The following is a 14,511-nucleotide window of genomic DNA, read 5'->3' as shown; positions in this document are numbered from 1 at the left end:
ACACCGTGAGCACCACACCCCCTGACGGTGACCGGGCCCTGACGGCCCGGGCACCGTCCACGGCCGCGCCGCAGCGGCTGCCCGCCGCCCCGGACCCGGACGCCTGGGCCCGGCTGCTGCACGGCAGCCAGGGCGGTGCGATGCACCCGGGCGCGCTGCGCCGGCTGGTCACCCGGACCACCGAGCTGCTGCACGGCGCCCAGCACGCCGACCCGCTGGACGACAGCTCGGCCGCCGAGGCCGGCGCGCTGCTGGTCGAGGCGCACTTCACCGACCCGGTGCTGCTGGCCCAGGCGGTCGCCCTGCTGCACACCGGTGAGCAGTCGCCGGCCCAGGCCGCGGAGCTGGCCGGCGCCTTCGCGGCCGGCTGGGCCGCCGCGCTGCGCGAGCGCACCCTGCAGGAGCAGGAGGCGATCCGGCTGGCCGCCGACACCGCCCGGCGGGACGCCGAGCGGGCGCTGCGCGAGTCCGAGGCACGGTTCCGGGCGCTCTTCGAGAGCGCCGCCATAGGGATCGGGATCGGCGACGTCGAGGGCAACATCCTGGCCGCGAACAAGGCCCTGCAGGAGATCTTCGGCGCCCGCCCGGAGGACATGCTGGGCCGCCGGGTCAACGACCTGGTGCACCCCGAGGACACCCCGGGCGTCTGGGAGGCGTACGAGGAGCTGGTCGGCGGCAAGCGCGAGCACTTCAGCTTCGACAAGCCGTACTACCGCCAGGACGGCGAGGTGGTCTGGACCCACCTGACCGTCTCGCTGATCCGCGACGACGACGGCCTGCCGGTCTACCAGGTCGCCATGCTGGAGGACATCACCGACCGTTACCGGCTCCAGGAGCGCCTGCGCCACCAGGCCACCCACGACCCGCTGACCGGTCTGCCGAACCGCTCGGCCTTCTTCGAGCGGCTGGAGGCGGTCTTCGAGTCGCCGGACCCGGGCGCCCGGTTCGGGCTGTGCTACGTGGACCTGGACGGCTTCAAGGTGGTCAACGACAGCCTCGGCCACGAGATGGGCGACCAGCTGCTCGCCGCCGTCGCGCTGCGGCTGGAGTCCGCGCTGCGCCCGCTCGGCCACCTGGTGGCCCGGCTCGGCGGCGACGAGTTCGTGGTGCTGCTGGAGGACTGCCGCGGCGAGCAGGAGGCGATCGCGGCGGCCAAGACGGTGCTCGCGGCGCTCGCCAAGCCGGTGCCGATCGACGGGCACCGGCTCGCCGTCGGCGCCAGCGTCGGCGTGCTGGAGCGGCCGGTCGCGGCGACCACCCCGATGGCCGCGGTGCGGGCGGCGGACCTCACGCTCTACCGGGCCAAGGAGGAGGGCCGCGGCCGCTGGACGCTCTTCGACCCGCAGCGCAACGCGCGCGCGGTGAGCCGGTACGCGGTCTCGGTGCGGATGCCGGTCGCGTTGGACCGCGGCGAGTTCTTCATCGACTACCAGCCGCTGTGCAACCTGGCCGACGGGCGGCTCACGGCGGTCGAGGCGCTGGTCCGCTGGCGCCACCCGCAGCTCGGCGTGCTCGGCCCGGACGAGTTCATCGGCACCGCCGAGGAGACCGGTCTGATCATGCCGCTCGGCCGCTGGGTGCTGGAGCAGGCGTGCAGCCAGGCGGCGGACTGGGTGGCCGAGTTCGGCGACCGGGCACCGCAGATGTCGGTCAACCTGGCGGTCCGTCAGGTCCGCAACGCCGCGCTGGTCACCGACATCGACCGGATCCTGCGCACCACCGGCCTGGAGCCGAGCCGGCTCCAGCTGGAGATCACCGAGAGCGCGGTGGTCGGCCCGCAGGACGAGTCGCTGCGCGCACTGCACTCGCTGGTCGACATGGGCGTCTCGCTCGCGGTGGACGACTTCGGCACCGGCTGGTCCAACCTGGCCTACCTGCGCGACCTGCCGGTGTCCGGGCTGAAGATCGCCGGCTCCTTCGTCAGCGACCTCAAGGAGTCCGGGCGCGAGCAGGTGCTGGGCTGGCGGATCGTCGGCGGGCTGGTCTCGCTGGCGCACACGCTGGGGCTGACGGTGACCGCGGAGGGCGTGGAGAACGCCGACCACGCGGAACGGCTGCGCTCGATGGGCTGCGACCGCGCGCAGGGCTGGCACTTCGGGCGCCCGGCCCGGCCCGAGGAGATCGCCCGGCGGATCGTGGAGGCGGGCGCGGCCTAGGGCACCGTCCGGGCGTAGGGCTCTGTCCGGACGAGCCACGCTGGGTGACCGGCCCGGGTAAACAGCTCGGCAAATCGCCCGGAAGTGGACAAAACCCCTTGACTCCCTGTGAGTAGCGGGCAGACCATGGAGTCCTGGTACCACCCCGAGGAGCACGGCCTCCCAGCGAGAGGCACCGCCACCGGGGCGGGGGCATCAGGGCCCGATCGACAAGCCCGATCACTGTTTCCGATCATCAGCCCGATCACCTGGCCCGCCCGACCAGCCAGAGCGAACGGACGCCCGGGGAGAGCGTCCCGCTCAGCCCCCTTCGACGGGCTCCCTGCCGCCGCCCGAGCGGCCCGCCGCCCGTTCCCACCAGGGCGCCCCCTGGGCTCCCCGAGCCAGGTTCGCCGATTCACGCCTGCCGAGTCATGCGAGTCGTGCGAGTCGTGCTTGCCGAGTCATGCCTGCCGAGTCAGAGCGTCGTGCGCCCGTGCCTCCCGAGAGGCGTACCCCCATGAGCAGCACCACCATGCCCCCAGGCGCCCCCGCGCGCCGGGCCGACGACCGCGTGCGGCGCCGGGCCGGTGACCGGACGGCGCTGCGACACACCGTCAGCCTGGTCGTCCCGGCCCGGGACGAAGCCCGGAACATCCCCTGGGTGTTCGAGCAGATCCCGCGCTGCGTGGACGAAGTCCTGCTGGTCGACGGCGATTCGGTCGACGCCACCTTGCGGATGGCCACCGAGTGCCTGCCCGCCGTGCGGACCGTGCGCCAGCGCGGGCCCGGCAAGGGCAACGCCCTGCGCACCGGATTCGCCGCCGCCACCGGCGAGTACGTGGTGATGATCGACGCGGACGGCTCGATGTCACCCGGCGAGATCCCGCACTACGTCCACTTCCTCGACCACGGTTACGACTTCGTCAAGGGCTCGCGCTACCTCGCGGGCGGCGGTTCGCTCGACCTCACGGTGATCCGCTCGCTCGGCAACCGCGCGCTGCTCGGCGTCGTCAACCGGCTTTACGGCGCCCGCCTGACCGACCTCTGCTACGGCTACTGCGCGTTCCGGCGCAGCTTCCTGGACACCCTGGAACTGCGCGCCACCGGCTTCGAGATCGAGGCCGAGATGGTCACCCACGCGCTCCGCCTGGGACTGCGGATCGCCGAAGTCCCGAGCCTCGAACTCCCTCGCCGCAGCGGGCGATCGCACCTGCACGCGGTTTCGGACGGCCGACGGGTACTGCGGACACTCATCGCCGAGCGCCCCGGTGCCCGGCCCGCGCGCACGAAGGCCGTGGGGGAGCGATGAACGGCTCCGACCGGCGCGCCGAACCGGCCTGCCCCCGCCTTGCCGCCCGCGAAACGCCCTACACCCCCGTTCAGGTGGTCGAGTTCGACCTGGCCGAGCCCGACCGGCTGCGCGCGCCCGGCAGTCGGCGGCCGACCGAACCGGACGGACGCGTGTTGGCGTTGGTGCGGCTGCACGGACACCCGCTCGGACTGGTCACGGCCAGTGGCGCACCCGGCGATCACGCCGGACTGCGTGGAGCGCTGGTCGATGCCGCACATCGCGAACTCCCTTGCTCCACCGGATCGGCCGATCAGACCACCGCGACGTCCCGAGCGCGTCCCAGTCGGGCGGGACGCGCCGGGACGCCCGCGGGCCCCGAGCCGATCAGCGTGATCGTGGCGACCCACAACCGGGCGGACCAGCTCCGGCTCTGCCTCGACTCCCTGCTGCGCAACGACTACCCGAGCTACGAGGTGATCGTGGTGGACAACGCGCCTGCCGACGACGCGGCCAGGGAGCTGGTCCGCGAGCGCTACCCGGGCCGGGTCCGCTACCTGCGCGAGCCGATCGCCAGCCTGGGCCGGGCGCGCAACCGGGCGCTGCCCGCCGCGCACGGCACGATCTGCGCGTTCGCCGACGACGACACGATGGCCGACCCCGGCTGGCTGACCGCGCTGGCCGACGCGTTCGCCACCGACCCGCAGATCGGCTGCGTCACCGGACTGGTGCTGCCCGCCGAGCTGGAGACCGCGGCGCAGGCCGCGCAGGACCGGCTCTGCGGCTTCACCAAGGGTTTCACGGCGGCCAGCTGGTCCCTGGCACAGCCGCCGAGCGACCCGCTTTTCCCGTTCACCGCAGGGCAGTTCGGCACCGGCGCGAACATGGCGTTCCGGGCCGCAGCGCTGCGCCGGATCGGCGGCTTCGATCCGGCGATGGGCGCCGGCACCCCGGCCAAGGGCGGCGACGACCTGCTCGCGTTCTTCCGGGTGCTGGCGGTCGGCTACACGCTCGCCTACTGGCCCGAGGCGCTGATCTGGCACCGCCACCACCGCTTCGCCGACGAGGTGAGCGCCCAGGCCTTCGGCTACGGCGCGGGCCTGGGCGCCTTCCTGCTCGCCGCCGTCGCCGCCGAACCCGCGATGCTGCCGGGCCTGGTGCGCCGGATACCGGGCGGCGTGCGGCACGCGGCGCACCGCGCCCACCGCTACGAGACGGCCGGGCCGGCCGGTGACACGCCTGCCGGCTCGCCCGTCGCCGCGCCCGACGTCTCACCGGGGGACCCCAGCGCCGGTGCGCTGGACGGCCGGGTGCTGAGCCGGCGCGAGCTGCGCGGACTGGCCTACGGTCCGCTCGGCTACCTGCGCAGCCGGGTCAGAGAAGCCCGGATCGGGGGCTGAGCGATGGCCACCGCATCGCAGCTTGCGCACCGTCGGCTGGTCGCCCGGGAACGGGACGGGGCCTGCGGATACCCGGCGCTGCTCCAGGCCCGGGTCCGCGCCCTGCCGCCGCTGCGCAGGGCGATCGCCGGCCACGGCGGCCGGCTGCTCACCGGCCGTACCGCCCGCACCGGTGCCCCGCTGCTGCGCAACGGCCATCTGCTGACCATGAGTTCGCTGCTCACCGCGTCCCTCGGCGCGATCTTCTGGCTCTTCGCGACGTCCTGGTACAGCGTCCGCGAGGTCGGCCTGGCGTACGCGGTGGTCTCCGCCGCGAGCCTGCTGGCCGGCTTCGGCCAGCTCAACCTCAACGACGTGCTGATCCGCTTCGTGCCGACCGCCGGTCGGCACGCACGCCGCCTGGTGGTGCGCTGCTACGCCGCGGCCGCCGGTGCGAGCGCGCTGGCGGCGGTGGGCTTCCTGCTGCTGATCCCGCGGCTCATCCCCGAGCTCGGGTTCCTGCGCACGTGGCCGACCTCGCTCGGCTTCGTGCTCGGCACCGCCGTCTACGCGATCTTCGTGATCCAGGACGGCACGCTGACCGGCCTGCGCCGGCCCGGCTGGGTGCTGGCCGAGAACGCCGTCTTCGCCCTGGTCAAGACGCTCCTCCTGCTGCTCTGCGGCCTGCTCGCGCTGCGCAGCGGGATCCTGCTCTCCTGGGCCGGCGCGCTGGTCGTCTCGCTCGCGGTCACCTCGACCTACCTGTTCACCCGGGCGCTGCCGGCCCACCAGCGCCGGGCGCCCGCCGCCGCCGCGCCGCGCGGCCTGCTGCGTTACGCGAGCGCCGACTACGCGGGCTCGCTCTGCCGGCTCTCCGCGTACAACGTGGTGCCGCTGCTGGTGCTCACCATGCTCGGCCCCGAGCAGAACGCCTATTTCTCGCTGGCCTGGGTGGTCGCCTTCACGCTCTTCATGACCGCCTACAACATGGGCGCCTCGCTGATCGTGGAGGCCGCCCACGAGCCGGCCCGGCTGGCCGAGCACGCCCGCACCGTGCTGCGGCACAGCGGCCGGCTGATCGCGGCCGGCGCCGCTGTGCTGATCGTGCTCGCCCCCTGGATCCTGCAGTTCTTCGGCCCCGGTTACGCGGCCGCGGGCACCACGCCGCTGCGGCTGCTGGCGCTCGCCGCGCTGCCGAACCTGGTGCTCGACGTCGCCATCGACGTCGCCCGGGCCCGGCGCCGGCTCGGCTGGGCGGTCGGGCTGCAGGCGGTGCTGCTGGTGCTGGTGGTCGGCCTGGCCGTCACGCTGATGCCCGTGCTCGGCCTGACCGGCGTGGCGCTCGCCTGGCTGCTCGCCGAGATCGTGCTCGCGGTCCCACTGCTGCTGACGCTGCCGCGCTGGCTCCCCCGATCGGAGGACCCGATGGCCACCACGCCCGGCCCGCTGCCCACCGTCGCGCCGCCCACCGTCGCGCCGACGGACCGGACGACCGCCCCCGATGGCACGCCGCCCACCTCCTCCCCGTCGCCCACCTCCTCCCCGTCGCCCACTGTCTCCGTCGTGATCTGCGCCTACACCACCCGGCGCTGGGACGACCTGGTCGCCGCCGTGGCTTCGGTGCGGCGCCAGCGGCACCCGGTCGAGGAGCTGCTGCTGGTCATCGACCACTGCCCCGAGCTGGCCGCCCGCGCCGCCGCCGAGCTTGCCGGCGCCGACGTGATGGTCAGCGTGATGGCCAATCAGCAGCAGCGCGGCCTGTCCGGCGCGCGCAACACCGGCGTGGCCGCCGCCCGCGGCGAGGTGGTCGCGTTCCTGGACGACGACGCGGTCGCCGACCCCGACTGGACCGCCCGGCTGCTGGCCGGCTACCAGGATCACGCGGTGCTCGGCGTCGGCGGCCTGGTCCGCCCCTGGTGGGAGACCGGCCGACCGGCCTGGTTCCCGCCCGAGTTCGACTGGGTGGTCGGCTGCTCCTATCGCGGCCTGCCCGAACACCCCACCCGGGTGCGGAACTTCATCGGCGCCAACATGTCCTTCCGGCGGGCCGAGCTGCTCGACGCGGGCGGGTTCCGCACCGACCTCGGCCGGGTCGGCAGCCGTCCGCTGGGCTGCGAGGAGACCGAGCTCTGCCTGCGGCTGGCCGAACGCCACCCCGACGGCCTGCTGCACTACGAGCCGGCGGCGGCCGTCCGGCACCACGTGCCGGCCGCGCGCACCCGCTGGGCGTACTTCCGGGCCCGCTGCTACGCCGAGGGCCGCTCGAAGGCGGCCGTCGCCCGCTACGCCGGGCCGTACCGCGCGCTGGCCAGCGAACGGCGCTACCTGCGCGCCACGCTGCCGCAGGCCGCGCTGCGCTCGCTGCGGCCCGGCACGGCGGACGGCGGCCTGCGCACGCTCGCCGCACTCTGCGCGGGCACCGGTGCCACCGTCCTCGGCTACCTGCTCGGCAGCTGGCAGGGGCGCGTCCGGGGTACGGGAGCGTCGGCGGCGTCGGCGGCCGTGGTCCCCGCCGACGGTGCCGCAGTCGGTGGCGCTGCAGTCGGTGGTGCCCCGGCGCGCAGTGACGGGCAGTGATGGGCCATGACCGCCGTCCCGGTGCTGCTCTACCACTCGGTGAGCGCCGACCCGCCCGGCTGGATCGCGCCGTACACCGTCACCCCGCGCGCCTTCGCCGAGCAGCTCGCGATCCTGGCGGCCGCCGGGTGCACCGTGGTCCCGCTGCGCCGACTCGTCGCCGCCCAGCGTGGGGGACACCAACTGCCGGACCGAGCAGTGGTGTTGACCTTCGACGACGGATTCGCCGACTTCTTCTGGACGGTCGCCCCGCTGCTCGCCGACCGCGACTGGCCGGCCACCCTCTACCTCGTCACCGGCGCCGTCCACCCGCCCGGCGAGCGCGGCACCGGCAGCCGGCTCGGACCCGCCGAGATGCTCAACTGGCGCCAGATCACCGCGCTCGACGCCGACGGCCTGATCGAACTCGGCGGCCACAGCCAGACCCACGCCCAACTCGACACCCTCGCTCGCGGCCGCCTCGACGCCGAGGTCGCCGGCTGCAAGGAGGTCCTGGAGGACGCGCTGGGCCACCCCGTCACCAGCTTCTCGTACCCGCACGGCTACTCCAGCGGCGCGGTACGCCGCAGGGTCGGCGCGGCGGGCTGGAGCTCCGCCTGTGCGGTGGCGAACTCCTTCAGTTCACAGGGTGACGACCCGATGCGGATCGCCCGGCTGACCGTCCGCGCGGACACCACGCCCGACCTGTACCAACGCTGGGCCCGAGGCGACGGCGCCCCGGTCGCCCCGCACCCCGAATCGCTCAGGACCAGAGGCTGGCGCCTCTACCGGCGCACCCGCGCCGCCCTGGGCAACCCCGCCGGCGGCCCCGCCGCCGGATGACCCCACGATGCGCCCGACATGGCCGAGAGGGAGGCTGAATCATGGTCGACTCACAGACCAGGACAACGCCTGACGCGGCCCCCGACGGCCACGACCCGGCGGCCGTGCCCGTCACCCTCCTCGACCCCCTGCAAACCCTGCACGACCTCACCGACCGCCTTCCGCCCGCGATCGCCGACGACGACTGGCTGGACGCGTTCCTGCTGACGGCGGGTGCGGTCCAGGTGGTGGACGACCGCCTCCAGGGCACGGACACCCTCCTGCGCCGGACCCTGACCAGCCTGGCCACGCCGGGCCGGGCAGTGCCCGCGATCCTGCTGCGGGTGATGCTCTGGCTGGACACCGCGCTGCGGGCTCTCCTGGCGCGTACCGCGCGGCGGCGCATCCTGCGCTGGTCCCGCCGGATGGCCCGGCTGGCGGACGGCCTGGCGGAGCTCGTCGTGGCCCCCGGCACGGTCGACCCAGCCCGGCGCGCGGCACTCGTCGACGCGCTGCGCCAGGCCGCCGCGGACACCCCCACCCGGCGCGGCGCAAGGCCGCACGTCGGCGCGCCCGCCCCCGCCTCGCCGCTGCCCCGGGTGCTGCGGCACAGCCTGCTGCGGCAACCGGCCTGCTTCACCGCGCTCGACCTGCACCCCGACGACGTGACCGAACTCGTCGCCCGGTTCGCCGCAGGCCACCCCACGCAGGAGCGACCGCTGCTGGTGGTCGGCGTGCGGACCGGCGGGAGCTACCTGGCGCCGCTGGCGGGCGCCGCGCTGCGATCGCGCGGCTACCGGGACGTGACGGTCGGCACCACCCGTCCCGGTGGCGCGCTGCTGCCCGGAGAGCGGGCCGCGATCCGCCGCAGCGTCCGTACGGGCGGCGCGGTGCTGCTGCTCGCCGATCCGCAGCCCGACGGTGGTCCTGCTGCGGCCGCCGCCGTGGCCCCCGTCGCGGAGGTGGCACGGAGCGCCGTCCGACGTGGGTTCGCGGACACGGCCGTCATCCCGCTGCTCGCCGTCCTCCCGCCCGAACCACCGGCTGCCCCCAGCGCCCCTTCCGTCCCCGCCACCCTCGCCCCCTACCCCTGCGTCCTGCTGCCCGCCGACCAGTGGGCCGTCCAAGCCCGCCTGCGCCCGCCGGCCCTCTGCGCCGCCGTGGTCGCGGCGCTCTCCGTTCGCCAACGGGTGACCGGGATGACGGCCGGGCAGCCGACGCCGGCGTCCGCTCGCCGGCACCTCGCGGTGCCGGTGACCGTGCGGGTGGAACGGCCGGACCGGTCGGCGCGGTTGCTCGCGCTGACCGCCGAGTGGGTGGGGACCGGGTGGTTCGGGCGGCGGCAGGTCGCGGTGGCCGGACGGCTGGCCGGGCTGGTGCCGCGGGTGTACGGCTTCGCCGACGGTGTGCTGCTGCGCGAACGGCTGCCGGGGGAGGACCGCCCCGGGCCGACCGTCGCCCCGGCGGCCGTCGTGCGGTACGTGACCGCCCGGCAGCAGCGGCTCGCGCTCGCCGATGACCGCACCCGCCACCTCGCCGGTCGTGGTCCGGCCTGGGAGGCCGCTGCCCGGGTGCTGGTGCCGTCGTCCGGTCGGCCGGGTCGGTCGGTCCGCCCGGTGCCGGTCCTCCCGCTGCTGGCCGGCCGGCTGACCCGGGCGCTGCTGACCACCGACCGGCCGTGCCTGGCCGACGGCCGCACCGAGCCCGCCCGCTGGGTCGCCGACGCCTCCGGCGGCTGGGTCAAGACCCACTGGGCCGACCCCGCCTTCGTCAGCCCGCTCACCAGCCCGTCCCACACCGCCACCACCCCCGCGAGCCGTGACGCCGCCTACGATCTGGCCGGTGTGGCCGTGCGGGCCCCCGAGATCGAGGGCGAGCTGCTGGACCGCTACCGCACGCTGACCGGCGACCCGCTGCCGCCCGCCCGCTGGTGCCTGCTCCAACTCGCGCACACCTGGCAGGACTTGGCGCTCGCGGCGGCCGGCGCGCTGCCGCCCGGCGGGTGCGACCGGGTCCGGCAGGCCCAGGCCCGTGCCGTCCGCCGGTTCCTCACCACGACGTACCTGGCCGCGCCGGCCGCCCCGGACGACCAGGCCACCCCGGCCGCCCCGGCGACCGGCTCGCCCGGCGGCTGGTGCGTGCTCGACGTGGACGGCGTGCTGGAGACCGGCCGGCTCGGCTTCCCCGCCGCCGCCCCGAGCGCGCTGCTCGCCCTGCGCGCCCTGCGGACGCACGGCTACCGCACCCTGCTCTGCTCCGCCCGCTCACTGCCCGAGCTGCGCGACCGCTGTGACGACTACCGGGCCGCCGGCGGCGTCGCCGAGTACGGCTGCGTGGGGTACGACGGCGCCTCCTCGCTCGTGTTGCTGTCGGCCGCGCTGCGCGAGGCCGGTGACGGCGGGCTGCTGCGGCGGCTGGCCGAGCTGCCGGGGATCGGCCTCGACCTGCGCTACCTCTGGTGCGTGCGCGCGTTCGCCGAGCAGCCGGACGGGCGGCGCGCCGCGCTCGCCCCGGAGCTGGTCGAGCGGCTGCTGGCGCAGGGCCGGCCGGCTGCGGGCTTCACCGCGGTGCAGGGCGAGGCGGAGACCGACTTCGTGCCGCTGGGCGCGGACCAGGCGTCCGGCGTCCGGGCGCTGCTGGAGCACTTCGGCGAACCGTCCGCCGTCCCCGTCCTCACCGTCCCCGCGCCCGCTCCCATGCCCACCCCCGCGTCCGTCACCCCGCCGCACGCCGCTGCCGCCCCGACTCCCGCCCCCGCCCTGGCCCAGGCCGTGACCGGCCTGCTCGGCCACCGCCCCGGCGGCTGCCCGCAGTGCCGTCTCCCGGATCAGGACGCGCCGACCCGCGCGCTGCTCGCGCTGCTCGCCGTCCCGGACGGCGGCCGGCTGGGCACCCCCGTCCGGATCGCCCGACTGCTGCGCGTGCCGGCCCGCCGGCCGGCCCGCGAGCCCGCTCACCCGGGTAGCACCCCGGAGGTCAGCTGATGCCCCGCCACCCGATCCCCACATCCCCGCCGACGGCATCCCCGCCGCCCGCAGCCCCGTCGACAGCGGCACCGCCCCGGCCGACGGCCGCTCCCGCCCGGAGCCCCCGCAGCCCCCGCAGCCGCGCCGAGCAGCTCGCCCGCTGGACCCCGCGGCTCGCACTGCCGATCGCGCTGGCCCTCTGGCTGCTCTCGCTGCGCCACGTCCGGCTCGCGAGGATGGGCGACCTCGGGCTGCTGCAAGTCCTCCCGGTGCTCTACTGGTTCGCGCTGGCCGTGCTGCTGGTCGGCTTCGTGACCCTGCTGCTGCACGCCGGCCACGCCCGCCGCGCCGGCGGGCCCCAACTGGCGCACGGCTGGCCGGCCGCCTACGTGCTCGGCCTGATCGCGATGATCCACGCCACCCCGAGCCTGCTCTACCCGGCGCTGCGCTACTCCTGGGCCTGGAAGCACGTCGCGGTGGTGGACGCGATGGTGCGGCACAACGGCACGGTGCCCAACGCGCAGGGGCTGGACATCTACAACCAGTGGCCGGGCTTCTTCCAGCTGAACGCGCTGCTGCTGCGGGTCACCGGGCTGCACTCGGCGCTGGGGTACGCGGTCTGGGCGCCGGTCTTCTTCAACGTCCTGCTGATCGGCCCGCTGCTGCTGCTCTTCCGCGCGCTGACCGCGGACCGGCGGCTGGTCTGGGGAGCGGTGTGGATCTTCTACTCCGCCTCCTGGGTCGGCCAGGACTACTTCTCGCCGCAGGCGTTCGCGTTCGTGCTGTACGTGACGGTGGTCGCCATGGTGATCCGCCGCCTGCGCGCGCGGCAGCCCGAAGCGCCTGAAACAGCCGGCGCAGCGGAACCGGCCGCACCGGCCGAACCAGTCGGCGCGCACCCGTCCCGCGCCCGTTCGAGCGGGCTGCGCGAGCGCGGCTGGCAGCCGAGCCGGCTCGCGCTGGTGCTGCTGCTGGAGGCGGCGATGGTCACCTCGCACCAGCTGACCCCGGTGATGCTGATCGCCACCACGCTGGTGCTCGCGCTGCCCCGCCGCAACCGCCGGATCGTGCTGCCGGTGCTGGCCGGCGTGCTCGTGATGACGGTGGCCTGGGACACCACGGTGGCCTGGCCGTATGTCTCGGCGAACCTGGGCAAACTGCTCCATGCGCTCGCCGCACCGGACTCCAACGTGGCCTCCGGGCTGGCCGGCCTCGGTGCGGCCGCGCCCGGCCAGGTGCTGGTCGCGTGGGTGGACCGGGCGATGTCCGCCGCGCTCTTCGTCCTCGCGGCGACCGCGGTGTGGCGCCGGCCGTGGACCCGCCGGACCGGCCTGCCGGCCGTCGTGATCGGGCCGCTGCTGCTGCTGGTCGCGAACAACTATGGCGGCGAGATGATCTTCCGGGCCTACCTCTTCTCACTGCCCGCGACCGCGTTCCTCGCCGCGGCGCTCCTCCTGGAGCCCGGCCACCGCGCCCGGCTGCCGCACGCGGCCCGGTTGCGTGACGCGCTGGTGGCGCTGGTCGCGGCCGGCCTGGTCGGCGGTCTGCTCTTCGGCTACTACAGCAAGGAGAGCATGAACTACTTCAGCAGCGGTGAGGTGACGGCCACCAAGGAGCTGATCGACCAGGCGCCGCCAGGGTCGCGGATCATCTCGGTCACCGGCAACCTGCCCGGCGCCGACCTGCGTTACGACCAGCACGACCGGGTGGTGCTCTCCGAGGGGTCGCTGAGCCAGCGCGAGCTGCTCACCTCCGACCCGACGGCGGCGCTGCTCCAGGCGGACGCCGGGTACCCGGGCCCCGCGTACCTGATCCTGACCCGGGGCCAGACCGCCGAGTGCTACCTGACCGGCGTGTTGCCCGCCGACACCGTGCCGCGGCTGAAGGCGGCCGCCGACGGCTCGCAGCAACTGACCCCGATCTACCGCGGCCCGGACGCCGACGTCTACCGGTACCTGCCGCCCAGCCCGACAGGGGTCCACTGATGAACGGCTCACCGATGAACGGCCCACGCGTGAACGGCGCACTGATGAACCGCTCGGCACGCATCGCCCTCGCGCTCTCCGGCTGGATCGCCCTGCTCGCCACCCGGCTGCCGGCCGCGAGCCCGCTCCGGGTCGTGGTGCTGACCCTCTTCGTGCTGCTCTGCCCGGGAGCAGCGGTGGTCCGCCCGCCGCTCTCCCGGCTCTGGCACGGCGAGCGGCGGCTGGCGGAGCTGGAGCCCCTGGTGCTCACCCCGGCCGTCGGCATGGCGCTCGCGGCGCTGGTCGCGGAGGCGTTCTTCCTGAACCACGCGTTCACCGTGGCGCGCGGCGTGGGCGTGCTGGCCGCGATCACGACGGTCGCGGCGCTCCGGCCGGGCCGCCGCGACGACGACGGCGGCGGCGGTGGCCGAGCGGCCCGGCAGCGCGCCGACGTGAAACCCGGCGATGACCAGGCTCAGCACCAGGGCCAGCACCAAGGCCAAGGCGCGAGCCGCCACGCCCTGCGGTCCGCGCTGCCCCGGGCCGGCGCGCTGGCCTCGGTCGGCACGCTGCTGCTGGTCAGCGCGTGCAGCGGGTCCGGCATGCCGAGCCTGAACGGTGTCACACCGTCCGGCGGGCCGGGCGATCCCGCGACGGCGACCGGTCCAGCCACGCCGGGCCCCTGGCACCCGGTCTTCCAGGACGACTTCACCGGCACCGCGCTGAACCACGCGCAGTGGGCCACCTGTTACGACTGGAACGTGGACGGCTGCACCAACGCGGGCAACCGGGAGGCCGAGTGGTACCTGCCGGGTCAGGTCTCGGTCGGCAACGGCAGCGCCACGCTGACCGCCGCCCGGCAGGCGACCAAGGGCAGTGACGGCAAGACCTACCCGTGGACCTCCGGCATGATCACCACCGGCCGTGACTCCTGGAACGCGAGCCCCCGCCAGACCTTCACCTACGGGTACTTCGCCGCCGCGTTGCGGATCCCGTCGCAGAGCGGCATGTTCCCGGCCTTCTGGCTGATGCCGCAGACCAAGGCCACCCCGCCCGAGCTGGACGTGGCCGAGTTCGCCGGCAGCACGCAGGAGATGAGCATGAACGTGCACTGGTCCGGCACGGACGGCAGCAACCAGCACGTCGGCCACAACGTCGGTCCGATCGACTTCCCGGCCGCCACGCACGTCTTCGCGATGGACTGGGAGCCCGGCTCGATCACCTGGTACGTGGACGGTGTCCAGCAGTGGCAGGTGACCGACCCGACGATGATCCCGCACGTCGCGATGGAGCTGCTCGTCGATCTGGCGGTCGGCTACCCGACCGCACCGCCGGCCGGCGTCAACTCCGCCACGCTGACCGTGGACTGGGTCAGGGTCTGGCAGCACTAGCGCAACC

The 14,511-nt window shown here is 75.1% G+C and carries 8 protein-coding genes; all 8 read left to right on the top strand.

From position 1 onward, the window contains the following. The first annotated feature begins 5 nt into the window (after positions 1–5). The 8 genes from AC060L_RS22690 (at position 6) to AC060L_RS22655 (ending at position 14,504) form a co-directional block, all read left to right on the top strand. Entirely contained in the window at positions 6–2,156 is a 2,151-nt protein-coding gene (locus AC060L_RS22690) for a putative bifunctional diguanylate cyclase/phosphodiesterase (RefSeq protein ID WP_483800694.1), read from the top strand. 499 nt (positions 2,157–2,655) lie between these two features. After that, entirely contained in the window at positions 2,656–3,447 is a 792-nt protein-coding gene (locus AC060L_RS22685; protein WP_483800693.1) for a glycosyltransferase family 2 protein, read from the top strand. Continuing rightward, a complete protein-coding gene (locus AC060L_RS22680) occupies positions 3,444–4,826 on the top strand; it encodes a glycosyltransferase (RefSeq protein ID WP_483800692.1) in 1,383 nt (460 codons plus the stop codon). The genes AC060L_RS22685 and AC060L_RS22680 overlap by 4 nt, the downstream gene beginning before the upstream one ends. Positions 4,827–4,829: 3 nt before the next feature. Continuing rightward, positions 4,830–7,382, top strand: a complete 2,553-nt coding sequence (locus AC060L_RS22675) for a glycosyltransferase (protein WP_483800691.1) — start codon at positions 4,830–4,832, stop codon at positions 7,380–7,382. 6 nt (positions 7,383–7,388) lie between these two features. Continuing rightward, complete coding sequence (locus tag AC060L_RS22670) at positions 7,389–8,204, top strand: polysaccharide deacetylase family protein (protein ID WP_483800690.1); 816 nt, start codon at positions 7,389–7,391, stop codon at positions 8,202–8,204. 41 nt (positions 8,205–8,245) lie between these two features. Continuing rightward, on the top strand, positions 8,246–11,167 hold the full coding sequence (locus AC060L_RS22665; RefSeq protein WP_483800689.1) for a hypothetical protein: 2,922 nt from the start codon (positions 8,246–8,248) through the stop codon (positions 11,165–11,167). Continuing rightward, the gene (locus AC060L_RS22660; protein WP_483800688.1) at positions 11,167–13,134 is read left to right on the top strand and encodes a glycosyltransferase; all 1,968 of its coding nucleotides are present in this window, start codon (positions 11,167–11,169) and stop codon (positions 13,132–13,134) included. The genes AC060L_RS22665 and AC060L_RS22660 overlap by 1 nt, the downstream gene beginning before the upstream one ends. Next, positions 13,134–14,504, top strand: a complete 1,371-nt coding sequence (locus AC060L_RS22655) for a glycoside hydrolase family 16 protein (protein WP_483800687.1) — start codon at positions 13,134–13,136, stop codon at positions 14,502–14,504. The genes AC060L_RS22660 and AC060L_RS22655 overlap by 1 nt, the downstream gene beginning before the upstream one ends. The last annotated feature ends 7 nt before the right edge of the window (positions 14,505–14,511 follow it).

The sequence above is a fragment of the Kitasatospora sp. NEAU-69 genome (assembly GCF_057158765.1).
The sequence above is the reverse complement of the archived record's forward strand: the minus strand, read 5'-3'. Positions and strand labels throughout refer to the sequence as shown.